22 protein-coding genes and 2 tRNA genes are annotated in these 22667 nt (G+C 69.8%); 15 read left to right on the forward strand and 9 right to left on the reverse strand.

What is annotated here, in order from left to right; genetic code table 11:
* Window positions 1-29: 29 nt before the first annotated feature.
* A tRNA-Asn gene (locus E2170_RS03330) sits at window positions 30-106 on the reverse strand.
* A gap of 223 nt (window positions 107-329) precedes the next feature.
* On the opposite strand from E2170_RS03330, the gene uvrB reads away from it, so the two are divergent.
* The 4 genes from uvrB to E2170_RS03350 all read left to right on the forward strand — a co-directional run bounded on the left by uvrB (window position 330) and on the right by E2170_RS03350 (window position 3230).
* A complete protein-coding gene (gene uvrB / locus E2170_RS03335) occupies window positions 330-2366 on the forward strand; it encodes an excinuclease ABC subunit UvrB (RefSeq protein WP_132999214.1) in 2037 nt (678 codons plus the stop codon).
* A gap of 45 nt (window positions 2367-2411) precedes the next feature.
* Window positions 2412-2486, forward strand: a tRNA-Val gene (locus E2170_RS03340).
* A gap of 52 nt (window positions 2487-2538) precedes the next feature.
* Window positions 2539-3045, forward strand: a complete 507-nt coding sequence (locus E2170_RS03345) for a hypothetical protein (RefSeq protein WP_132999215.1) — start codon at window positions 2539-2541, stop codon at window positions 3043-3045.
* Window positions 3045-3230 carry a hypothetical protein gene (locus tag E2170_RS03350; protein ID WP_132999216.1) on the forward strand — a complete coding sequence of 62 codons (186 nt, stop codon included), beginning with the start codon at window positions 3045-3047 and terminating at the stop codon, window positions 3228-3230. The genes E2170_RS03345 and E2170_RS03350 overlap by 1 nt, the downstream gene beginning before the upstream one ends.
* A gap of 22 nt (window positions 3231-3252) precedes the next feature.
* Here the strand turns inward: E2170_RS03350 and E2170_RS03355 are convergent, their stop codons facing one another.
* Both E2170_RS03355 and E2170_RS03360 read right to left on the reverse strand, forming a co-directional pair.
* Window positions 3253-5268: a lipase family protein gene (locus E2170_RS03355; protein ID WP_132999990.1), complete on the reverse strand. Its 2016-nt coding sequence runs from the start codon at window positions 5266-5268 to the stop codon at window positions 3253-3255.
* Between the two features lie 44 nt (window positions 5269-5312).
* Window positions 5313-6368 carry an Lnb N-terminal periplasmic domain-containing protein gene (locus tag E2170_RS03360; RefSeq protein WP_132999217.1) on the reverse strand — a complete coding sequence of 352 codons (1056 nt, stop codon included), beginning with the start codon at window positions 6366-6368 and terminating at the stop codon, window positions 5313-5315.
* Between the two features lie 81 nt (window positions 6369-6449).
* Here E2170_RS03360 and E2170_RS03365 point away from each other — a divergent pair, with 81 nt between their 5' ends.
* Window positions 6450-6623: a DUF1328 family protein gene (locus E2170_RS03365; protein ID WP_132999218.1), complete on the forward strand. Its 174-nt coding sequence runs from the start codon at window positions 6450-6452 to the stop codon at window positions 6621-6623.
* Here the strand turns inward: E2170_RS03365 and E2170_RS03370 are convergent.
* Complete coding sequence (locus E2170_RS03370; RefSeq protein ID WP_132999219.1) at window positions 6616-7122, reverse strand: hypothetical protein; 507 nt, start codon at window positions 7120-7122, stop codon at window positions 6616-6618. The two genes, E2170_RS03365 and E2170_RS03370, sit on opposite strands and share 8 nt — an antisense overlap.
* An 85-nt stretch (window positions 7123-7207) precedes the next feature.
* On the opposite strand from E2170_RS03370, the gene E2170_RS03375 reads away from it, so the two are divergent.
* The 4 genes from E2170_RS03375 to E2170_RS03390 all read left to right on the forward strand — a co-directional run bounded on the left by E2170_RS03375 (window position 7208) and on the right by E2170_RS03390 (window position 11452).
* Complete coding sequence (locus E2170_RS03375; protein WP_132999220.1) at window positions 7208-8908, forward strand: type IV secretory system conjugative DNA transfer family protein; 1701 nt, start codon at window positions 7208-7210, stop codon at window positions 8906-8908.
* Between the two features lie 84 nt (window positions 8909-8992).
* The gene (locus E2170_RS03380; RefSeq protein WP_132999221.1) at window positions 8993-9307 is read left to right on the forward strand and encodes a hypothetical protein; all 315 of its coding nucleotides are present in this window, start codon (window positions 8993-8995) and stop codon (window positions 9305-9307) included.
* 154 nt (window positions 9308-9461) lie between these two features.
* The gene (gene hutU / locus E2170_RS03385) at window positions 9462-11126 is read left to right on the forward strand and encodes a urocanate hydratase (protein ID WP_132999222.1); all 1665 of its coding nucleotides are present in this window, start codon (window positions 9462-9464) and stop codon (window positions 11124-11126) included.
* Between the two features lie 83 nt (window positions 11127-11209).
* Window positions 11210-11452 (forward strand): hypothetical protein, encoded by a 243-nt coding sequence (locus tag E2170_RS03390; RefSeq protein ID WP_132999223.1) that lies wholly within the window; start codon window positions 11210-11212, stop codon window positions 11450-11452.
* A gap of 52 nt (window positions 11453-11504) precedes the next feature.
* Here the strand turns inward: E2170_RS03390 and E2170_RS03395 are convergent, their stop codons facing one another.
* Window positions 11505-11987: a DnrO protein gene (locus tag E2170_RS03395; protein WP_132999224.1), complete on the reverse strand. Its 483-nt coding sequence runs from the start codon at window positions 11985-11987 to the stop codon at window positions 11505-11507.
* A gap of 326 nt (window positions 11988-12313) precedes the next feature.
* Here E2170_RS03395 and E2170_RS14125 point away from each other — a divergent pair, with 326 nt between their 5' ends.
* The 3 genes from E2170_RS14125 to E2170_RS13975 all read left to right on the forward strand — a co-directional run bounded on the left by E2170_RS14125 (window position 12314) and on the right by E2170_RS13975 (window position 13407).
* Entirely contained in the window at window positions 12314-12448 is a 135-nt protein-coding gene (locus E2170_RS14125; protein ID WP_279432852.1) for a hypothetical protein, read from the forward strand.
* A 99-nt stretch (window positions 12449-12547) separates the two neighbouring features.
* A complete protein-coding gene (locus E2170_RS13970) occupies window positions 12548-13177 on the forward strand; it encodes a hypothetical protein (protein WP_132999225.1) in 630 nt (209 codons plus the stop codon).
* 5 nt (window positions 13178-13182) lie between these two features.
* A complete protein-coding gene (locus E2170_RS13975) occupies window positions 13183-13407 on the forward strand; it encodes a helix-turn-helix transcriptional regulator (protein WP_132999226.1) in 225 nt (74 codons plus the stop codon).
* A gap of 15 nt (window positions 13408-13422) precedes the next feature.
* On the opposite strand, the gene E2170_RS03410 is transcribed toward E2170_RS13975, so the two are convergent.
* Window positions 13423-13818: a DUF3037 domain-containing protein gene (locus E2170_RS03410; protein ID WP_132999227.1), complete on the reverse strand. Its 396-nt coding sequence runs from the start codon at window positions 13816-13818 to the stop codon at window positions 13423-13425.
* Window positions 13805-14575, reverse strand: coding sequence for a HipA family kinase (locus E2170_RS03415; protein WP_132999228.1), 771 nt, complete (start codon window positions 14573-14575; stop codon window positions 13805-13807). The genes E2170_RS03410 and E2170_RS03415 overlap by 14 nt, the downstream gene beginning before the upstream one ends.
* Window positions 14576-14764: 189 nt before the next feature.
* Here E2170_RS03415 and E2170_RS03420 point away from each other — a divergent pair, with 189 nt between their 5' ends.
* Complete coding sequence (locus E2170_RS03420) at window positions 14765-16294, forward strand: amino acid permease (RefSeq protein ID WP_132999229.1); 1530 nt, start codon at window positions 14765-14767, stop codon at window positions 16292-16294.
* An 18-nt stretch (window positions 16295-16312) separates the two neighbouring features.
* On the opposite strand, the gene E2170_RS03425 is transcribed toward E2170_RS03420, so the two are convergent.
* Both E2170_RS03425 and E2170_RS03430 read right to left on the reverse strand, forming a co-directional pair.
* Window positions 16313-18109: a hypothetical protein gene (locus E2170_RS03425; RefSeq protein WP_132999230.1), complete on the reverse strand. Its 1797-nt coding sequence runs from the start codon at window positions 18107-18109 to the stop codon at window positions 16313-16315.
* Window positions 18110-18136: 27 nt separating this feature from the next.
* Window positions 18137-19123: a GNAT family protein gene (locus tag E2170_RS03430; RefSeq protein ID WP_132999231.1), complete on the reverse strand. Its 987-nt coding sequence runs from the start codon at window positions 19121-19123 to the stop codon at window positions 18137-18139.
* Window positions 19124-19329: 206 nt separating this feature from the next.
* Here E2170_RS03430 and E2170_RS03435 point away from each other — a divergent pair, with 206 nt between their 5' ends.
* Together E2170_RS03435 and E2170_RS03440 are read left to right on the forward strand one after the other, a co-directional pair.
* Window positions 19330-21810, forward strand: coding sequence for a DEAD/DEAH box helicase (locus tag E2170_RS03435; RefSeq protein WP_132999232.1), 2481 nt, complete (start codon window positions 19330-19332; stop codon window positions 21808-21810).
* Window positions 21807-22664 (forward strand): ribonuclease H-like domain-containing protein, encoded by an 858-nt coding sequence (locus tag E2170_RS03440; protein WP_132999233.1) that lies wholly within the window; start codon window positions 21807-21809, stop codon window positions 22662-22664. Before E2170_RS03435 ends, E2170_RS03440 begins: the two co-directional genes overlap by 4 nt.
* Window positions 22665-22667: the final 3 nt, after the last annotated feature.

Genomic DNA, 22667 nt, shown 5'->3' on the forward strand with positions numbered 1-22667 from the left:
CGGATTGTTCCGCAAGCCCTTGAATTTTTTGGCGCCCGAAGTTGGACTCGAACCAACGACCCCCTGATTAACAGTCAAGTGCTCTAACCGGCTGAGCTATTCGGGCGGGGACGCACATTTTAGTGTTTGCGCCGCCGGGGTCAAGGATTGGGCGCGGCTTTCCGGTTCAGGGACAGGCCGGGTCCGAAGGCGGACCGGGTCGGGGCAGCCGCCTGCAGGGCCTGATGGCGCTGGAATCGGCCTGACGGGTGGGGTTCGGGTCGGAGAAAGCTGTCTGGCGGGTGAGGCGGTGGGGCGGTCCCGGCTGCAGCCCCTCCTACAATGGGAGGATGACTGCTCCGGACTACCCCCGCTTCCAGCTCGTTTCCCCCTACCGGCCCGCCGGCGACCAGCCGCAGGCCATCGAGCGCCTGGTGGCGGGCTTCGAGGGCGGCCTGGCCGCGCAGACCCTGCTAGGTGTCACCGGTTCGGGCAAGACCTACACCATCGCCAACGTGGTCGAGGCGGTTCAGAAGCCCACCATCGTGATGGCGCCCAACAAGACGCTGGCCGCCCAGCTCTACGGCGAATTCAAGTCCTTCTTCCCGCACAACGCGGTCGAGTACTTCGTCAGCTACTACGACTACTACCAGCCCGAGGCTTACGTGCCCTCGTCGGACACCTTCATCGAGAAGGACAGTTCGATGAACGAGCACATCGAGCAGATGCGGCTGTCGGCGACCAAGGCGCTGCTGTCGCGGCCCGACGCGCTGATCGTGGCCACGGTGTCGGCGATCTACGGCTTGGGCGATCCCGAGGACTACCTGAAGCTGCGCCTGATCCTGGCCCGCGGCGAGTTGATCGAGCAGCGCCAGCTGATCCGCCAGCTCACCGAGTTGCAGTACACGCGCAACGACACCGAGCTGCGCCGCGGCACCTACCGGGTGCGCGGCGAGGTGATCGACGTGCATCCGGCGGAGTCGGAAAGCGAGGCGCTGCGCATCGAGCTGTTCGATGGCGAAGTGGAGAACCTGAGTCTGTTCGATCCGCTCACAGGCGAAGTGCTGCGAAAAGTGCCGCGCTACACCGTGTATCCGAAGACCCATTACGCCAGCACCCGCGAGAGCGTGCTCAACGCCATCGAGACCATCAAGGTCGAGCTGAAAGGCCATCTCGAGAAGCTGTACGCGGAAAACCGGCTGGTCGAGGCCCAGCGCCTGGCGCAGCGCACCCAGTTCGACCTGGAGATGATGGCCGAGGTCGGCTACTGCAACGGCATCGAGAACTACTCGCGGCACCTGACCCGGCGTGCGGCCGGCGAGGCGCCGCCGACGCTGTTCGACTACCTGCCGCCGGACGCGCTGCTGGTGGTCGACGAATCGCACGTGACCGTGCCGCAGATCGGCGGCATGTACCGCGGCGACCGCGCGCGCAAGGAGACGCTGGTGGAGTTCGGCTTCCGGCTGCCGTCGGCGCTGGACAACCGGCCGCTGCGCTTCGAAGAGTGGGAGGATCGCGCGCCGCGCACGATCTTCGTCTCGGCCACGCCCGGCAAGTACGAGCTGGAGCACTCCGGCGACGACGTGGTGGAGCTGGTGGTGCGGCCCACCGGCCTGGTCGATCCCGAGGTCGAGATCCGCCCGGTGGCAACCCAGGTCGACGACGTGCTGGGCGAGATCCACCAGCGCGTGGCCATGGGCGACCGCGTGCTGATCACCACGCTGACCAAGCGCATGGCCGAGAACCTGACCGAATACCTCGGCGAGCACGATGTGCGCGTGCGCTACCTGCACTCCGACGTCGACACCGTGGAGCGGGTGGAGATCATCCGCGACCTGCGCCTGGGCCAGTTCGACGTGCTGGTGGGCATCAACCTGCTGCGCGAGGGCCTGGACATGCCCGAGGTGTCGCTGGTGGCGATCCTGGACGCGGACAAGGAGGGCTTCCTGCGTTCGACCGGCTCGCTGATCCAGACCATCGGCCGCGCGGCGCGCAACCTGCGCGGTAAGGCGATCCTCTATGCGGACAAGGTCACCGATTCGATGAAGCGCGCGATCGAGGAGACCGACCGCCGGCGCCAGAAGCAGGTCGAATACAACGCCGAGCACGGCATCACCCCGCGCTCGGTGGCGCGTCCGGTCATGGACATCATGGAGGGCGCCCGCAGCGACGCCGCCGAGGCCCGCGCCAGCGGTCGCGGCCGGGGCCGCAAGGTGGCCGAGCAGGGCGAGGACTACGCCCGGATGGACCCGGCCCGTGCCGCGGCGAGGCTCAAGGAGCTGGAGCAGCAGATGTACCAGCACGCCCGCGACCTGGAGTTCGAGGAGGCCGCCTCCGTCCGCGACCGCATCCAGGCCCTCAGGGAGACCATGCTGGCCGCCCGCTGAGGCTTGCCGCGGGGCCGGCCAGCGGCTAGAATTCGCGTCCCTTCGGGGCGGTTAGCTCAGCGGTAGAGCACTACCTTGACATGGTAGGGGTCACAGGTTCGAACCCTGTACCGCCCACCACGCCGGACGGCGTGGCTCCCGAAGCGGCATCCCCTTGGACGTTGAGGCGGGCATGTCCTTCAACATCCGCCAGATCTTCGCAGCCCTGAACGACGCCGACGCGGACTACGTGGTCGTTGGCGGCTTCGCCGTGATCCTCCATGGCTACCTGCGCGCAACGGCCGATCTCGACCTGGCGGTCGGGCTGTCGCCGGAGAACGCGGCGCGTGCGATGGAGGCCCTGGCCGCGATCGGCCTCCAGTCCCGCCTGCCGGTTCCCATGGCGGATTTCGCCGACCCCGCAAAGCGTGGCGAGTGGGGCAAGCGCAACATGTCCGTGTTCCCGCTGTGGGATCCATCGAACCCGCTGCGGTCGGTCGACGTGTTCATCGACGAGCCTGTCGCCTTCGAGGAGCTGCTGCGTGATGCCGTGCGCAAGGATCTCGACGGGCTGTCGATCCCGGTGGCCAGCATCGACCACCTGATCCGGATGAAGGCGGATGTGGGCCGTCCGCGGGATATGGAGGACATCGCGAAGCTGCGCGAGATCCGCGATGCTGCGGTGGGAGGTTCCGGATGATGGACGAAGCACCCATCGACTTCGAAGCGCTGGAGCACGAGCAACTGCTGGCCTGGGTGGCGCTCCCGGTGGCGGCCAAGGTCGATTTTTTCGAGGAGATGGTCGAAATCGCCTACCTCAGCGGAGCGCTGTCGCCCGAGCGCCTGGCCCTGCGCGACGGAGCGCCGAGCGGGCGTTTGCCCTGAGCAAAATCCGGGCTCCGGCCCATCAATTCGCCGTGCCTTCGCCTTCCGTCGCGCCCGGCTGCCCCCGCTCCTCGACGTCCCTGTGCAGGATCCGCCGGATCTCCAGGATCGCCGCCGCGCTTTCCTGCACGGTATGCCCGGAGATGATCACCTTCTCCGACAGCGCGCCCGCCAGGTGGGCGCTGCGGTAGGGCACCAGGCCGTCGTCGGAGTCTTCCAGCGCCACCGAGCCATCGGCCTGGGCGATGATGCTGTGGTAGCGCACGCGCGGCGAGATCGGCAGGTCGGCGGCGGCGCGCACGAAGGGGTCGTTCTCGCTCAGGTTGTCGATGCTGTTGGGGATGGCCAGGCCGTCGGGCGGTGCGTCCTCGCCGGTGACGATTTCGCCGACTTCCTCCAGCACGGTCAGCGGCAGCCGCACCAGGCGCGCGAGGAAGCGGCCGAAGCGGCTGCCGGCCACGACGGTGCCGCGGTGCGGGGAGGCGATGAAGATCACCCGTTCCACGCCCGCCAGCGGCTGGAAGCGCAGCATCCGGTCCAGCCGTGGCCCCGCGCGCTGAAGGCGGCCATCGTCGAGTTCATAGTTCGCGCGGGCCCAGTCCCACAGCTGCTCGTCGGACGTGGACACCAGCAGCCGCGACAGCACGCCGCCCATGCTGTGGCCGATCAGCACGATGTCGCGCGAGGCTTGCGCAGTTCCCTGGGGGTCGAAGTGGCGCAGGGTGTCGGTGAACACGCGGCGGATCGCGGCCTGGTTCAGCACCAGCGGAGCGTTGGTGGGGTAGTAGACCTGCCAGATCTGGAATTCGCGGCGCAGGGTCTCGTCGCCCATCACTTCGTTGGCCACGTTCACCCAGGCCTCGGGGCTGCTGGCCAGGCCGTGGATCATCAGCAGGATCCGGCGGTCGGGATCGTAGGGCTGCATCAGGTACAGGTGCGGGCGGGTGATGCCCTGCTCGCGGCCGAACAGGGTCTGCAGCGACTGCCGGTTGAAGCCGGAGCGCGCCAGCCACAGGCCGTAGCCGGCGCTGTAGTTGGCCGCCAGCGGCACGTCCAGGCCGTGCAGTTCGATGGCGTGCTCGTCGTAGGGGTCGTGCGCGCTGATGGTCAGCTCGCGGGTGGCGAGCAGGCTGTCCAGGTCGTCGCCGGCGAAGCGGACCAGCAGGGTCAGGGCCGGCGAGGGCATCTCGCTGTACGCGCGCGGGCGCGGGCGGCGGCGTTCGGGCCTGCCGTCGCCTTCACCGTCGCCGTCGTGGCCGGGTTGGGCGTCGTCGTCGGCCGTGGCGACGGTGGTCACCGGGTCGTCGCCCATCACCGCCACCACTTCGGCGCCGAAGCCGTCGCGGCGGTAGATGCTGCGCAGGCCGGCGAAGTTCAGCGCCGAGGCCGGCACCAGTTCCTTCGGCATGTCCACGCCCTCGGGCATGCGCACGCGCGCCATGTCGCTGTGGACGGTCCAGCCGGCCATGTCGAGCGTGGCCTCGCCGGATGCGTCGAGGCCGGCGGTGGCCGCCGGGGCCGAGCCCTCCGTCGCCTGTCCGCGGCCCGCCTGCCAGCGCGCGAACATGCCGCTGGCCGCCTGCTGCACGGCGTAGTTGTAGTAGTCGCGAACCTGGGTCTGGCGGTCCTCGAAGGCGCGCTCGCCCGGGGCGCGCTCGCTGAAGAACAGGTAGGCGTAGGCGTGGCGCGCGGCTTCCAGCCAGGCGTCGAGCTGCGCGTCATCGACGGGCACGGCGTCGGCCGGGGTCAGCGCGATCGCCTGCTGCGTCCAGAGTTCGGCCAGTGCGGCCAGCCGCCGCTCTTCGAGGATGCCGGCAACGCCGGCCAGCGCGGGCATGCACGCGGGTACCGGTGGGTTCGCACACTCGCCCTCGTCCAGCCCGGCCACGCGCAGGGTTTCCTGGGTGGCGGCGCTCAGCCGGTCGGCGGTGAGGATGTCGCCGCGCTTCATGGCGATGTACTCGCCCGGCCCCAGGGGCTCGGCCTCCACCCGCGGCGCGAACTCCTTCAGGATCGCGCAGCCGCCAAGCAGGAACATCAGGCTGGCCGCAAGCAGTGGCCGTGCGAGGCGCTCCACGCAGGTCACCGCTCCAGCTCCGCGGCCGGGATGCCGGGCACCTGTTGGCGGATCGCGCGCGAGAAGGCGGTCTCGTCCGCGGTGTCCGCGGGCACCGCGAGCGCGCGCGGGTTGATCCAGCTGCGGGACTCCAGTTCGTCGAAACCGTGGCCGGGCACGAGTCCGCCCTGGTCGTAGACGTATTCGGCGAAGTGGCCCGACAGCAGCAGGCGATGGTCCATGGGCAGTCCCGGGGCGACGTGGCGGGCGATGTCGAAGATGACGGTGGTGCAGTTGCTGGTCAGCGAATTGTAGAAGGCCGGTCGCTGCTGCAGCGCGTCGGCCTGGACCACGTAGCCGAGGAACATCCGGCGCAGGGCCTCGGGCGGGATGTGCAGGCGGTACAGGTGGACGTCCTCGCCGCGGGCATTGCTGCGGGTGCGGATGATGTCGCGCTCGTCCGCGGCCACCAGCACCTGTTCGAAGCTGCGGAAGAACCCGCCCAGCGCCGAGAACTCCTCGTCGCGCTCCTTGCGGATTTCGACCGAGAATACGATCCGCTGGCCGTCGTCGAAGCCGAAGGACACCAGGGTGTGGGCGATGTGCGGGCCCATCCAGTACGACAGCACCAGGTCGGCGGTGGCGAGCCGGGCGAGGTCGTATTCGCGGGTTTCCCAGCGCGGCGTGTAGTCGGTTTCGCTGCGCCATTCGAAGTTGCGCACGTTGCGCAGGACCACGCGGTCGCCCCGGACATCGGCATCGAGCAGGCGGGCGACGTCGTCGGCCCAGTCGCGTTCGTGCGAGGGCGTGAGCGAGAACCACCAGAGCAACAGCGCGGCCAGCCCCGCAGTGAACGCGGCCAGCAGCGGGCGCCGGGTGCAGCGCGGGCGGCTCCACGCGAGCGCCATGCAGGTGGCCATCCCCAGCAGGCACCACGCTGCGATCAGGGCCGTGCGCAGCGGGAGCGGCCCCGGGAACTGGAACCTGAGCAGCAGGCAGCCCCAGGCGGTGGCGGCGACGACCAGCAGGCCGCACACGCCGACCAGCATCGCCCGGAGGATTCCCTTCTTGGGCCACTTCATTTGCAGGTCCGCTTCACATGGGTCACACCGCGCGAAGGATAACTTGCGCCGCGCCGCAGTCCGCGGCGCGGGAGTCCTTCCATGATCAAGTGGGCCATCATCTTCGCCGTCATCGGCCTCATCGCCGGTGCGCTCGGCTTCACCGGCGCCGCGGGTGCCGCGATGGGCATTGCCAAGTTCCTGTTCTTCGCCGCGATCATCATCGCGGTGGTGCTGTTCCTGCTGGGCGTGACCGTCTACAAAAAGGTCACCTGACCGGCATCACCTCGGACGCGGCTACTTCGCGCACGAAGCAGGCGCGATAGGCCGCGAGGTCGGGCAGGCCGATGCCGTAGGGGTCGCCGGCGACGTAAAGGGTCGCGTGCGGCACGCCGCAGTCGATGCCCAGGCCGCTGTCGCGCGCCAGCAGGTGGCGGAACTCCGCGAAGCCCGGCGCCTGCAGGTGTTCCACCAGCGACCAGGCTTGCACCGGGCCGTTCCATTCCTGCTTGGTCTTGTGCAGCAGGGCGTAGCGGCCGGTGCCGTGCGGCTGCCATTCGACGGCATCGAACAGGCCGCGGACGTGGTCTTCGCCCAGTTGGGAGCGCAGCGCGCTGCCGGCGTCGCGGCCGAGCAGGGTCATGTGCAGTTCGCGCTTGCGTTCCAGCACGTGCCCGTCCAGGCGCAGCCGCAGCGGCATGCCCGGCGGTAGCAGCGGCTGCGGATCGAGGGGCAGCGCGAGGCTGCCATCTTCGCGGAATCCGGGCCAGCGCATCGGCAAGCCTCCTCCCGTGGGTCCGGGCCGCAGCTTACGCTAAGCTGCGCGGCAGCCGGACATCGGCGACACCACGGAAGGTGACATGGACAGGATCAGGATGACGCTGGCACTCGCGTGCCTGTGCGCGGCGCTGGCCGCGGGAATGTGGCTCTCGGGCGTGCTCGTGCTGAAGCTGATCGGCATTGACGGCATGGCCTCAGGCTGGGTCACGTATTTCGATTATCTGCGGGTGATATCGCATCCGGAGGTCGCGCCGTACGCGGGCCGCATACGGCTGGCCGGGGGCATCGGCATCGGCCTTCCGCTGCTGGCCGCCAGCGTGCCGGTGTTCTTCCTGCTGCGGCCGGCGCGGCGCGCGACGCATGGCAGGGCGCGCTTCGCCAACGTCTTCGACATTGCGCGCCGCGGGCTGTTCACCCGCTCCGGCCACGGCATCGTGGTCGGCCGCTGGTGCGGGCGCCTGCTGCGCCTGGACGGCCAGCAGTCGGTGGTCCTGGCCGCGCCCACGCGCTCGGGCAAGGGCGTGGGCGTGGTGGTGCCCAACCTGCTCGACTACCGCGGCTCGGTGGTGGTGCTCGACATCAAGCAGGAGAACTTCGCGCTCACCAGCGGCTGGCGGGCGGCGCAGGGGCAGGCGGTGTACCTGTTCAATCCCTTCGCAGAGGACCAGCGCACGCACCGCTGGAACCCGCTGTCGTATGTCTCGACCGAGCCGCTGCAGCGGGTGTCCGACCTGCAGGGCATCGCCAACCTGCTGTATCCCGATGCGGGCCCGGAGCAGAAGTTCTGGACCAGCCAGGCGCGCAACGCCTTCATGGCCTTCGCGCTGTACCTGTTCGACCACTACGAGGCGCAGCGCCGGGATGGCGTGCCGGAAGAATGCCAGCTGTTCCCGACCATCGGCCATGTGTTCCGGCTGTCTTCGTCGGAGGGCACGTCCGCGCGCCAGCACCTGCAGGAGCTGGCCGCGCGGCCCTTCCTGGGCGAGCACGCGCGGCGCGCCTTCGGCAACCTGCTGTCGCAGGCGGAGGAGACCTTCGCCTCGATCCTGGGCAGCTTCCGCGAGCCGCTCAATCCCTGGATCGATCCCGTGCTCGATGCCGCCACCAGCGGCAACGACTTCCTGCTCGACGACCTGCGGCGCCGGCCGATGACGGTCTACGTCGGCGTGCAGCCGCACCGCCTGGCGGAGGCGCGGCCGCTGCTCAACCTGTTCTTCAGCCAGCTGATCAACCTGAACACGAGGACGCTGCCGCAGGACGATCCCTGCCTGCGCCAGCAGTGCCTGCTGCTGATGGACGAGTTCACCGCGCTGGGGCGCGTCGACATCATCGCCACCGCCATGGCCTACATGGCCGGCTACAACCTGCGCCTGCTGCCGGTGATCCAGAGCATGGCCCAGCTCGACGCGGTCTACGGCAAGGACGTGGCGCGCGCCATCGTCACCAACCACGCCATGCAGGTGGTGTTCGCCCCCCGCGAGCAGCAGGACGCCAACGACTATTCGGAGATGCTGGGCTACACCACGCTGCGCCGGCGCAGCCTGACCCGCGGCCGCCGCCGCCGGGATGTCAGCCGCAGCGAGAGCGAGGAGCGGCGCGCGCTGATGCTGCCGCAGGAGCTCAAGGCCATGGGGCCGGAGCGGGAGATCCTGTTTTGCGAGGGCATGGCGCACGCGGTGCGCTGCCGCAAGATCCGCTACTACGCCGAGGGCCGCTACCGCGCGCGCCTGCTGCCACCGGTGGTGGTCGCGCCGCTCTCCACAAGCCTGACGACGCGGTAAACGCCGGTATGCGGATCTCGCGCACGCGGGCGCGGGCGGCGTATCGTTGGTGGCTGCTCCCCCAGCATCACTGCGAGGTGACCCATGAAGCACGCCTTCATTACCACCGCCATCGTGGCCGCCCTGGCCTTCGTCGCGGCACCCGTCGCCGTCCACGCCCAGGACGAGCCGGAAGAGGCCGCGCGCAGCCGCGCCAAGGATGCGCGCAAGGCCGATGACCGCTTCTGCATCGAGCAGACCGGCTCGCGCATTACGGCCGCGCGCAACGCCCGTTCACGCAGCGACCAGAAGGAATGCGTCGCCGCCGGTGGCCGCGTCTATACCCGCGAGGACATCGAGAAGACGGGTTCGGTCGATCTCCGGGATGCGCTGCGCCGGCTGGATCCCTCGATCCGCTGAGCCTCACCCGTGTCACATGGGCGCCCGGCGATGCCGGGCGCCCGCGGTTTGGAGGCCAGTCATTGGCCCCCGCGACGCCCGGCCATCGTGCCGGGCGTCTTCTTTCCGGGCGATGCGATAATCCGGGGTCCGTTCCCATGGTGAAGCCCCGCCCATGTCCACCCGTCACGACCCCTCCCGCACCGTCCGCGCCCCCCGTGGCACCGACCTCAGCTGCCGCTCCTGGCTGACCGAGGCGCCGTACCGGATGCTCCAGAACAACCTGGACCCGGACGTGGCCGAGCGCCCGGAGGATCTGGTGGTGTACGGCGGCATCGGCCGCGCCGCGCGCGACTGGGAAAGCTACGACGCCATCCTCGAATCGCTGCGCGGTCTGCGCGACGACGAGACCCTGCTGGTGCAGTCCGGCAAGCCGGTCGGCATCTTCCCGACCCATGCCGACGCCCCGCGCGTGCTGATCGCCAACTCCAACCTGGTGCCGGCCTGGGCGAACTGGGAGCACTTCAACGAGCTCGACCGCAAGGGCCTGATGATGTACGGCCAGATGACCGCGGGATCGTGGATCTACATCGGCAGCCAGGGCATCGTGCAGGGCACCTACGAGACCTTCGTGGAAATGGGGCGGCAGCACTACGGCGGCAGCCTGCGCGGCAAGTGGATCCTGACCGCGGGCCTGGGCGGCATGGGCGGTGCGCAGCCGCTGGCGGCCTCGTTGGCCGGCGCCTGTTCGCTCAACATCGAATGCCGCCAGGCCAGCATCGACTTCCGGCTGCGTACCCGCTATGTCGATGAGCAGGCCAGCGACATCGACGACGCGCTGGCGCGGATCGAAAAGTACACCGCGGCTGGCGAGGCGAAGTCGATCGCCCTGCTCGGCAACGCCGCCGAGATCCTGCCGCAGCTGGTCGAACGCGGCGTGCGCCCCGACTGCGTCACCGACCAGACCAGCGCCCACGACCCGGTGCACGGTTACCTGCCGATCGGCTGGACGGTGGAGCAGTGGCTCACCGAACAGAAGCACCACCCGGAGAAGGTGCGCGACGCGGCCAAGAAGTCCATGCGCGTCCACGTCGAGGCGATGCTGGCCTTCCACGCGCAGGGCATCCCCACCGTCGACTACGGCAACAACATCCGCCAGATGGCCAAGGACGAGGGCTGTGCGAACGCATTCGACTTCCCCGGCTTCGTGCCGGCCTACGTGCGGCCGCTGTTCTGCCGCGGCGTGGGGCCGTTCCGCTGGGTGGCGCTGTCCGGCGATCCCGAGGACATCTACAAGACCGATGCCAAGGTCAAGGAACTGATCCCGGACGACGAACACCTGCACAACTGGCTGGACATGGCCCGCGAGCGCATCGAATTCCAGGGCCTGCCGGCGCGCATCTGCTGGGTCGGCCTGGGCCAGCGCCACCGCCTGGGCCTGGCCTTCAACGAGATGGTCCGCAAGGGCGAGCTGAAGGCGCCGGTGGTGATCGGCCGCGACCACCTCGACAGCGGCTCGGTGGCCTCGCCCAACCGCGAGACCGAGGCGATGCAGGACGGTTCCGATGCCGTCTCCGACTGGCCGCTGCTCAACGCCATGCTCAACGTCGCCGGCGGCGCGACCTGGGTCAGCTTGCACCACGGCGGCGGCGTGGGTATGGGCTACAGCCAGCACAGCGGCGTGGTGATTGTCTGCGACGGCACCCCCGAAGCCGACGAACGCATCGCCCGGGTGCTTTGGAACGATCCGGGTACCGGCGTCATGCGCCATGCCGACGCGGGCTACGACATCGCGAAGCAATGCGCGAAGGAACAGGGCCTGAAGCTCCCGATGGCCTGAGCGTCACAATCGGGTGTAGCGTCCGTCCTGTACATTGATGCGGACGCCTGGTCCGCGACACTGGTCTACAGGAGTATTGAACGATGGGTACTGGGCAAGGTTCCACCGGCAACGTCATTGCCGCCATCTGCAGCCTCATCGTCCCGGGCCTCGGCCAGCTGGTGCAGGGGCGCGTGCTGTCGGCAATTCTCTGGTTCGTCGCCGGCTGCATCGCCGGCGCCGTGACCTGGCTGCTGACGCTCTCACTGTTCCCGTTCGGCTGGTTCGTGGTCAGCCTGTTCTCGTGCATCAGCGCCGCCATGTACCGGGCGCCGGCGCCCCGCTGAGTGCCGCCCGTGCCGCCGGGCGCAGCCGCAGCCCGGCGGTGAGGGCGGGCGATCAGCGCCCGGTTGCGGCGGGATCGTCGAACAGGCGTTCGTAGTCGGCGACCGCATCGCGCATCGCGCCCACCGGCGCCGGGTCGGTGGGAGCATCGCGCAGCGCCTTCGACCCGGCCATCAGCCGGGCGAGGATGCCGTGCAGCGCCACGTCGGGCTCGGGCTCGAGCCTGCAGTTGGCGAACATGGATTCGATGGCGGCATCGACGTCGCCGGCCAGCGTGAGCACCTGGCCTTCGTCCAGATGGCCCATTTCGAGATGGGCGAGGGTGGCGACGGCCCTGCGGACCTGGCCCATGCCGGCCACCAGCGGCGCATCGGGCGTCCAGCGCACGTGGCCGGACGGAATCGCGGCCGGGGCGGCAAGGTCGGAAGGCCCGGCGTGCGCGGCATGCATGGCGTGGTCGTGCTGCGCCATGGCCAGGCCGGGCGCGATCAACAGGGCCAGCACGATGGTGGGCAGGGCGGCGGGGGCGGTCTTCATGGCAACTCCTTGGTCGGGGGCCGTGTGCGGATGTCCGCAGCATCATCGATTCGCCGGCAGCCGCCTGCCATGACGGGGGTCAAGCGTGCGTGCACCGTGAGTCCGGGCCGTCATTCGCTTACCTGAATACGCGAATATGTTACAATTACGACCGTAACGCACTGTTTTAATTGAATTTATGGAGGATCACCATTACCAGGCATTTCAAGCACACCATCCTGTCCCTGTTTCCCGCCCACACGTCCCGCGGCGCCCATTCGCGACGTCGATCGACGCCGGCCACCAGCATCACGCGCATCCAGGCTGGCCTGCCGCATGTCCATCCCATGGAGCGCGGTGATCCGCACGGCAACTCGCGCCGCCGGAGCGCCCGACAGTTCCCCGGCTACACGCGCAGCCGCTACCTCCCGCATCCACGCCACGACCTGCGTCGCCACCAGCCCATCTTCCGCATCGGCTGACCTCCGGCCGGGCGGGCGGCGCCGGCATGTAAAGAAAGTTTGACATCGCTCCAGAGGCGGATGTAAGTTGTTTTTTACATTCCCTGCATGGAGTTTCCGATGGACATGCGCCGCCTTGCCTTGCCCATGCTGCTCGCCGCCGCCGGACTTGGTCTCTGGATGCTGCTCGCCGGCGCGGAGTCCCTGTTCGGCCTGGATCTCGGCTCCATCGGATTCGCCGTGCTGGTGCTGTCGGCCTGGGGCGCGCTCCACGGGGTCTGGCGGCTGTCGCTGACCGACGCCGAGCTGCAGGTCTCGCCCGCGGAATGGAAGGCGTGGATCGGCACCGCCTTCATGGCCGCGGCGGTGGCCTATTTCGTCGCCCGCATGCATGTGTTCCAGACCCCGAACCTCGCCGACAGTCCCGAGGCGCAGCAGGTGGGCCGCAACCTGGTGATGCTGCTGGTGGCGTGGACCGTGCTGTCGTCCACCGTCGGCAGGCGCTGGAAGGACCGCGTCCAGGAGGACGAGCGCGACCGCGAGATCGAGCGCGAAGCCGCCGGCTGGTCCCGCCATGCGGTCACCGGGATGATCGTGGTCCTGGCCGTGCTGCTGGGCATCTCGCCCGCCGACCGCCTGCAGTGGGCCAGCTTGCCGATGATCGCCAACCTGCTGGTGCTGGTCCTGATGGTCGGTTGCCTGGTCGACAACGGCGCCAGCGCCGTGCGCCACTGGCTGGACCGGCGCTGAGCCGCGTGGCGCGCACCGCGGTCACCAACCACATCCGCCGCCTGCGCCAGGAGCGCACGGGGATGACGCAGGAAGCGCTGGCCCAGACCTGCCAGGTCACCCGCCAGACCATCATCGCGCTTGAGGCCGGCCGCTATGCGCCGTCGCTGGAACTGGCGTTCCGCATCGCGCACGCGCTGGGCGCGCCGCTGGCCGAGGTCTTCGAGTGGGATCCGGCGTCGGCCGCGTGAGCGGCGGCCACGGGCTCAGGCGGCCGCCACCCGCACCATGCGGTCCATCAGGTGCTCGACGATCGCGTCCATGTCGCCGCAGCGGCCCATGTGCACGGTCGAGGTCTGGATGATCGCGCTGCGCCGCGCGGTCAGCCAGTGGAAGCGGGCGCGCTGGGGCAGCAGGCCGATCGGCCCGGCATCCGGGCCGCCGGCGCAGATGCGCTGCATCGCCTCGAGGTGGCGCCGCAGCGTGGCCAGGTCCACGCGCGGGTCGAGCGCACGCAGCCGCGCTTCGTCCAGTTCGACCGCGGCCTTGAGGTAGCCGGTCTTCTCGCAGGACACGATCACGCCCACGTTCATGAACTCGCCGCGCTCGACGCGCGGGACCACGCGGATCACCGCATAGTCGTAGCTGTCATGCGCGCGCACGTTCGGCCTCCTCGACGAAGGCGTGCGGCAGCGTCAGGCGCTGCTGCAGGTAGCTGGCGTAGGCGGCGCGCTGCTGCCCGGGCGTGCCGAAGGCATCGGGGCCGTCCAGCCAGACGTCCGGGATCCACGACACGATCTCGGCGATCCGGTCGTCCGGCAGCCGCGCGCTGAGCACCCGGTCGGCCTGCGCCAGCCCGGTGGCCAGCGGCAGCAGCACGTGGTCGCGGACGAGCGGGAAGGGCTTGCCGGCGCCCGAGGTGTCGCCGTCCCAGCCGTGATGGAAGTACAACGACGCGCCGTGGTCTATCAGGGTCAGCTCGCCATGCCAGACCAGCAGGTTGGGGTTGCGCGCGCTGCGGTCGACGTTGCTGGTGTAGGCGTCGAGCCAGACGATTTCCGAAGCCAGCTGCGACGAAGGCTGCTCGGCCACCGGGTCGAAGTTGGCGGCGCCGGGCAGGTAGTCGAGCGCCAGGTTCAGGCCGCCGCTGGCACGGATCAGCTCCTGGATCTCGGGGTCGCCCTCGGTGCGGGCAAGCTCCGGGTCCAGTTCGATGAACACGATCTCGGGCACGGGCAGGCCCAGGGCACGGGCGATTTCGCCGGTGATCAGCTCCGCCACCAGGGCACGCGGCCCCTGGCCGGCGCCGCGGAACTTGAGCACGTACATGCCGTCGTCGTCGGCCTCGACGATCGCGGGCATGGAGCCGCCTTCGCGCAGGGGCGTGACGTAGCGGGTGGCGGTGACGGTGCGCGGCATCGGGCAAGGATAACGTCCGGCGGCGGCAGGGCGTGATGCGGGTGCGGGGGCTGGACACGTGGCGGGCGCCGGGGTGGTCCTTTCGGCAGTGTCCGGGTTCCCGCGGGCGGCGTAGTCTGGCGCGAATGTCCCGCGTAGCCGCCCTGGCCGACGCGCGTTCCATCCTTCAGCCAATCGAGCCGTATCCGAATGAGCCAAGCGCCCAGCCCCCAGGCCCGCCCGTCGCGCAGCCTGTTCCGCACCAAGTCCATCGAGCAGACCATCGCCGACGCCGCCGAGCCCGGCCGCGAGCTCAAGCGTTCGCTCACCGCCTGGGACCTGATGATCCTGGGCGTGGCGGTGGCCGTGGGCGCGGGCATCTTCTCGGTGGGCGCGCGCGCGGCGGGCAGCTTCGCGGGGCCGGCGGTGTCGGTGTCGTTCCTGCTCGCGGCGCTGGCCTGCGCGCTGGCGATCATGTGCTACGCGGAGTTCGCCTCCAGCATCCCGGTCGCCGGCAGTGCCTACACCTACACCTACGCCACCCTGGGCGAGTTCATCGCCTGGATCATCGGCTGGGACCTGATCCTGGAGCTGCTCACCGCCGGCGCGGTGATCGCCAAGTACTGGGGCATCTACCTGGCAATGGTGTTCGAGCTGTTCGACGTGCACATACCCACGACCATCGACGTGCTCGGCATCGGCGTGGACTGGGGCCCGCTGTTCATCGTCGGCGTGTTCACGGCACTGCTGATCATGGGCACCAAGATGTCGGCGCGGGTCAACAACGTGTTCACCGTGATCAAGGTCGGCATCGTGGTGTTCGTGATCGTGGTCGGCCTGACCTACTTCAACGCCGAAAACCTTACGCCCTTCGTGCCGCCGGCGATGCCCACCGACGGTGGCGCCGCCGATGCCTGGTCGCAGTCGCTGTTGTCGTGGATGACCGGCGCCGAGCCCGCGCGCTACGGCATCGCCGGCGTGCTGTCGGGTGCGGCGCTGGTGTTCTTCGCCTTCATCGGCTTCGACGTGGTCGCGACGTCCGCCGAAGAGGTCAAGGATCCGCAGCGCACCCTGCCGCTGGGCATCTTCGGCGGCCTGGCCCTGGTCACGCTGCTGTACATCGGCGTGGCCTTCGCGCTGACCGGCATGGTGCCGTACACGCTGCTGGCCGAGGCGGAGAATCCGTCGCTGGCGACCGCCTTCGTCGCGGTCGGCGCCGGCTGGGCGGCGCAGGTGATCTCGGTCGGCATCCTGGTCGGCCTGACCACGGTGATCATGGTGCTGCTGATGGGGCTGTCGCGCGTGCTGCTGGCGATGAGCCGCGACGGCCTGCTGCCGCGCTGGCTCAGCGTCACTTCGGAAACCCGCAAGACGCCGGTGCGGCTGCAGATCATCACCGGCGCCGCGGTGGCGCTGCTGGCCGGCTTCACCCGGGTCGAGATCCTGGAGGAAATGATCAACATCGGTACGCTGTCGGCCTTCGTGCTGGTCAGCATCGCCGTGGTGGTGCTGCGCCGGAGGCGTCCCGACCTGCCGCGCGCCTACCGCGTGCCGTTTTCGCCGGTGCTGCCGATCGTCTCGGCCCTGCTGTGCTTCTACCTGATGCTCAACCTGACCACGCTGACCTGGGTGCGCTTCGCGGTGTGGCTGGCGGTGGGCACGGCGATCTACTTCGCCTACGGGCGGCGGCATGCGCGGGTGGGGCTGGCCGGGCCCGGCGGCGGCGTGGACCCACGCTGACGCCGGCGTCCGGCCGCTTCAGCGCATGCGCAGCAGCCTCAGCAGGCGCGTGCCGAGCAGTCCGCGGCTTCGCAACATCACCAGCATCAGCAGCGCCACCAGGGCCACCGAACCCAGGCCGAGGGGGAACTTCGCGCGTTCACCGTCGAACCAGAATTCCACCATCTGGAACAGTACCTGGGCGATGCCCAGGAAGGTCACGTAGAACAGCACCCGCTCGAGGAACTTGTCCGATTTCTGCGATTCGTTCTGGCGCACGTCGTCGAGCGTCTTCTCGAGGTCGGTGACGACTTCGGCCCAGTAGTCCTGCCGCTGCGCGATGCCGCGGACGCGCTCGATCGACTCGTAGAAGGTGCGTTCGGTGTCGTAGCGCAGCACGTTGAAATAGCGGTGCTTGGCGATGCGGGTGAAGGTCTGCAGCCGGAAGCGCCGGAAGCGTTCGAAGGCGCGGTCGGCGGCATGCGCCGGATAGTCGCCTTCGAAGTCCGCCTCGAGCAGGCGTCCGTCCAGATCCTCGATCAGCCTGCGCACCATGCCTTCGTAGCGCTGCACCAGGTTCTCGTTGTGGAGCGTCATCAGGTGCACGAGGAACAGATAGGGGCAGGTGCCGATCCAGCCGCGGCCGACGTTGAGGCTGCGGGAGCCCGAAACGATCTCGTACAGCGAGGTCTGCGTCGTGTAGACCATGAAATGGCTGTCGCCCTCGGGCAGGTCCGGCGGCGGATAGATCGGGTCGGTGCCGTCCTGGACTTCGGACACGTCCTGGCGGAGGAAGTCGATGATGTTCTGCAGGAACCCCGACAGGAAATAGTAGTCAAGGTGGGCCGGCGGACAGCGCGCGGGCGCGAAGTCGGCTTCGTCGTAGGTGCAGCGGCCGTCGGGCGCGCAGCGCGTGGCGAACTCCTCCAGCCGCGGGAGCGCGCTGCGGACATTCCCCTTCAGGAGGTCGAAGAAGCAGGGATCCTGCAGCAGGAACATGGCCCGGCACTGCATGTCGCCGAGCGCGGGAATCCCGTCCTCCGGGCGCGTGCCGGCCGGCGCCAGCAGTGTCTGCCATAGCGAAGCCGGGCGCGGTCGCGGCCTGCGGCCCCGGCCGTCGCGCGCTATCAGCGCGTCCACCGCCTGGAGCAGGTCGGCGGCGTGCAGGTCGAACAGGGCGGTCACGTAGGCTTGCAGCGACCGCGGCGCATCGGCCGGGAAGGCGCGCGAGCGCACGGCGATGCCCTCGGCGCCGCCGTCGTACAGCCAGCGGGTGCCTTCGGTCGGGAAAACCGCCTTCTGCAGCAGGGACAGCCCGTAGTAATGCGCGTGGTGATGCGCGTACGGAAGCTCCAGCGACAGGTGCCAGGTCAGCGAGGTGTTGGAGTGGGCCACCCAGAACGCCCGGCAGCGCGCCTGGAAGCACGGCGGCTCCGCCAGCTCGATGCCGAAGTGCTCGCCTTCGGTGCGCCAGTGGATGGACGGTGGCAGCACCAGTTCGATGTCGTCGCAGGTGTTCTGGTCGTGGGGAGTATCGCCACCGCCGGGGGTGTCGATCAGGAACTCCTCCATGAACAGGCCACGCTTGCGGTCGGCGATGTCGTTGAACAGCGGCTCGATGGCGTTGCCCAGGCGGCGGCTGTCTTCATGGTCGCGGAGCTGGCGCACGAGGTCCCGGTCCCACAGGCTGGCGCCGCCGGCATCGGCGACTGCCTGCTGCAGCCGTTCGTACTCGACCATGAAGGAGAGCGTGAGATGCAGCGTGCCGCCTTCGTCGCGGCGTTCGAGGGCCGCGGCGAAGATGTCCTCGCCGGCCGTACCAGGTTCCCCGTCCATCCCCTTCCCCCTTCTGGCGGTGGTTGTTCAGCCCCTGCCGCGCGAAAGCGCCGCGCGCAGCCCCGTCCGCGTGCTTCCGCCTGCCGGCATCCGGCGCAGCGCGTCCAGGTGCGGTTGCGGATCCAGCAGCGCGAACGGCCTGCCTTCCGCGCAGGCAGCCTCGCACAGTTCGAGTTGTCCGCGCGATGCCGGCGATCCGCGCGCATCGAGGCCCTTGAGCACCGAGATCGAGAAGAAGCGCTCGAGGTGGCCGCCGAGGGTGCAGGCATCCAGCCCGGCGTCGGGTGCACCGATCACGCCGAGCAGCAGACCGTCGTCGGCCGCCTGTCCGGCGGACAGCGGGGGCTGGAGGTAGGGGAAATCCATGATCCGCGCGCCGAGACGGCCCCAGATGGCCACGCGGTCGAACTGGTCGACCCCGGCATGGGCGGAGTCGAGCGCATAGTCCTCGGGATCCATGCGCAGCGGGTCATTGAGTTCGAAGAACAGCAGCAGTGGCATGGTGGCCGGGTCGGCGGTTCCCGGGGCCGGGACGAAGGAGGCCTCCACCAGCCGCCGGCAGGCCGCCACCAGGCGGTGCAGGTGGCCGCGGCCGCGATGGCTGGCCGTGACGAACACGTAATTCAGGTTGGCGGCCAGCAGCCATGGCCCGGATGCCCCGCCGCCGCCCCGCAGGGGATGGCAGACGAGGTTGGCGCCGCCGGCGACCTCGCCGTCTTCCTCGAGCACGGCCACCCATTCCCGATACGGCCCGTATCGCGCGGCCAGTGCTTCGTAGCGCGCACCATGGTTCAGCGCCAGGCATTGAATGAGGCCGTCGCGATCCTCCTTCTCGTCGGGAAGGATGAAGGCGCGGTCGTAGGCCGCATGGAAACGGTCGAACACCTCGTCCGGGCGGGTGGTCGCCCGGAAGCGGAGCGTGGCCGCACCGGCGTCCGGCGCGCTGGCCCGCGCGCTGCAGTCGAAGTCGATGCCGGTATCGCGCAGGGCTCCGGGTGGGCGGGTCGGGGTCAAGGTGGCTCGCAGGGCGACCGGGGTGCGGACAGCGTAGCCGAAGCCGGGTCGGCCACGCGCGTCGTGCTGCTCCCCGTCGCACACGGCTGCTAGCGCAGGCTCCGCCATGCGCCCTGGCGGAAAGGGGCTGGCACCGGCGGCCGCGTCGCAGTGGTTGAGACGGCGGCCGGACAGCATCCGGGGTCCCGCCGCCGGAGCCCGTCACCTTGAACGCCATCCTCAAGCCCGCGACGGGCCTTGCCGTCGCCACCGGCAGCAGCACGCTCGCCGCGAAGCTCGAAGCCAAGTACCCGGGCCGGATCACCGGCAGCCTGGTGCAGGCGGGGCAGGGAGGTGAGTACGCGCCGTTCCCCGGGGACCTGCCGGAGCCGCTGGTGCGCGCGCTGCGCGTGCGCGGCATCGAGCGCCTGTACAGCCACCAGGCCCGCGCCTGGGAGGCGACGCAGGCCGGCCGCCACCTGGTCGTGGCCACGCCCACGGCATCGGGCAAGTCGCTGTGCTACACGCTGCCGGTGGTTGCCAGCGCCCTGCGCGAACGCGGCAAGGCGCTGTACCTGTTCCCGACCAAGGCCCTGGCCCAGGACCAGGTGTCGGAACTGCTGGAACTCAACCATGCCGGCGGGCTGGGCCTGCGCGCCGCCACCTTCGACGGCGACACCCCGGGCGACGCGCGCCGCGCGATCCGGGTCAGCGGCGACATCGTGGTCAGCAACCCGGACATGCTCCACCAGGGCATCCTGCCGCACCACACCAAGTGGGCGCAGTTCTTCGAGAACCTGCGCTATGTCGTGATCGACGAGGTGCACACCTACCGCGGCGTGTTCGGCAGTCACGTCGCCAACCTCATCCGCCGGTTGAAGCGCGTGTGCGCGTTCTACGGTGCGCAACCGACCTTCATCCTGTGCTCGGCGACGATCGGCAACGCCGGCGACCACGGGCGCGCGCTGATCGAGACGGCGGCGGAGGACGTCGAAGTGATCGAACACAGCGGCGCCCCGCGAGGCGACCGCCACGTGCTGCTGTGGAACCCGCCGGTGGTCAATCCCGACCTCGGCATCCGTGCGTCCGCGCGCTCGCAGTCCAACCGCATCGCGCGGCTGGCGATCCGCGGCGGGCTGAAGACCCTGGTGTTCTGCCAGTCGCGTTCGATGGTCGAGGTGCTGACCAAGTACCTGAAGGAAGTCTTCGACCACGACCCGCGCAAGCCGCGGCGGATCCGCGCCTACCGCGGCGGCTACCTGCCGACCGAGCGCCGCGCGGTGGAGCAGGACATGCGCGCCGGGCGCATCGACGGCATCGTCAGCACCTCGGCGCTGGAGCTGGGCGTGGACATCGGCAGCCTCGACGTGGTGGTGCTCAACGGCTATCCCGGCAGCATCTCGGCCATCTGGCAGCGCTTCGGCCGCGCCGGACGCCGGCAACAGCCCTCGCTGGGCGTGCTGGTGGCGAGTTCGGAGGCACTCGACCAGTACGTGGTGCGGCATCCGGAGTTCTTCGCCGCGGCCAGCCCCGAACATGCGCGCATCGAGGCCGACCAGCCGCTGATCCTGCTCGACCACATCCGCTGCGCGGCCTTCGAGCTGCCCTTCCGCGACGGCGACGGTTTCGGGCCGGTGGAGCCGGGCCCGTGGCTGGAGGTGCTGGCCGAAAGCGGCGTGCTGCACCACGAGGGCGAGCGCTGGGAGTGGATCGCCGACAGCTACCCGGCGCAGGCGGTGAACCTGCGCTCGGTGGCCGACGGCAACTTCGTGGTGGTCGACCGCACCGACGGGCGCCAGCAGATCATCGCCGAGGTCGACTATTCGGCCGCGGCGCTGACGCTGTATGAGGGCGCGATCCACATGGTCCAGTCCGAGCCCTTCCAGGTCGAGCGCCTGGACTGGGAGGGCCGCAAGGCCTATGTGCGGCGCACACAGGTCGACTACTACACCGACGCCATCGACTACACGAAGCTGAAGGTGCTCGACGATGCCGAACAGGCGCCGGCCGGGCGGGGCTCCGCGCATCTGGGGGAGGTGCACGTGCTGCGCCGCGTGTCGGGCTACAAGAAGATCCGCTTCCACACCCACGAGAACATCGGCTACGGCCCGGTGACCTTGCCCGACCAGGAGATGCACACCAGCGCGGTGTGGTGGCAGCTGCCGCAGCGGGTGCTGGAGGATGCCTTCGCGATGCGCCACGAGGCGCTGGACGGCTTCCTCGGCGCCGCGCACGCGCTGCACCTGGTGGCGCAGGTGGCGGTGATGGCGGAGTCGCGTGACCTGCTGAAGGCGGTGGGCAGTGGCGACGGCGCCTGGTTCGCCGGGCGCGACGCAAGGGGACGCGGGCAGCTGCGCGGCGCCGACGGCGCGTTGCTGGCGGAGGGTGAAAGCGATGCCTTCGTGGACGGAGAGGACGGGATTCCGTTGCCTGGTAGCGAAGGCGGGGCGATGCTGCTTGGCGGTCCTGGGCGCTTCACGCCCACGATTTATCTCTATGACAACTATCCCGGCGGCGTGGGCCTCTCCTCGCCGCTGTACGAGCGGCGCGGAGAGCTGCTGGCGCAGGCGCGCACGGTGGTCGCGGACTGCGATTGCCAGGGTGGCTGCCCGGCCTGCGTCGGGCCGATCCTCGAAGCCGACGAGGGGGCCGCTGGCACGCCGCGCCAGCTGGCCCTGCGCGTGCTCGACCTGCTGGTGGCGGCGTGAGCGCGCTGGCGGAGAAGATCGCACGGTTGCGCGGGGAGGCGGGGGTGGGGGGCAAGCCCGCGGCAGCCCCGCCAAGAGACCCCCACCAGGCCAAGATCGACCACCTCCGCAACCTCCTGAAACTCCGTGCCGCGCCGCCCCCGGCTCCCCGCAGCCTCGACCGCGCACTCCCCGGCGAGGAGATCGCACCGGGTCTGCGCCTGCATGAGCAATGGACCCCCTGGCCCGCAGGCGAGGCCACGCTGCCGCTCCACGGCATCGGCCAGGACGACATTCCCCGCCAGCATCTGCTCGCCTTCGACACCGAAACCACCGGCCTCGCCGGCGGCACCGGCACCCGCGCCTTCATGATCGGTGCCGCCGACTGGCGCGACGGCGGCCTGCGCATCCGCCAGCTGTGCATCACGAAGCTGGCGGCGGAAGAGGCGATGCTCGCGGCCTTCGCCGGCTGGCTCGAGCCCGCGACGGTGCTGGTCAGCTACAACGGCAAGAGCTACGACCGCCCGCTGCTGTCCACGCGCTACCGGCTCGCGCGGCAGCACGACCCCTTGCCCGCGCTCCGCCACGTCGACCTGCTGCATCCGGTGCGGCGCCGCTACCGCGGCGTGTGGGCCAACTGCCGCCTGGCCACCGTCGAGCGCGAACTGCTCGGCGTGCTGCGCGAGGACGACCTGCCGGGTTCGGAGGCGCCGGGCGCGTGGCTGGCCTACCTGCGCGGCGGCAGTGCCGGCAAGCTGCGCCGCGTCGGCCTGCACAATGCCCAGGACCTGCGCAGCCTGTGCGGCCTGCTCGAGGCGCTGCAGGACGCGGCCGACGGCGATTCGTCCATCTGCCCGCTGCCGGCCGTCGCCTGAGCG

This window comes from Luteimonas arsenica (assembly GCF_004352825.1).
In the GTDB taxonomy this organism is placed as follows: domain Bacteria; phylum Pseudomonadota; class Gammaproteobacteria; order Xanthomonadales; family Xanthomonadaceae; genus Luteimonas; species Luteimonas arsenica.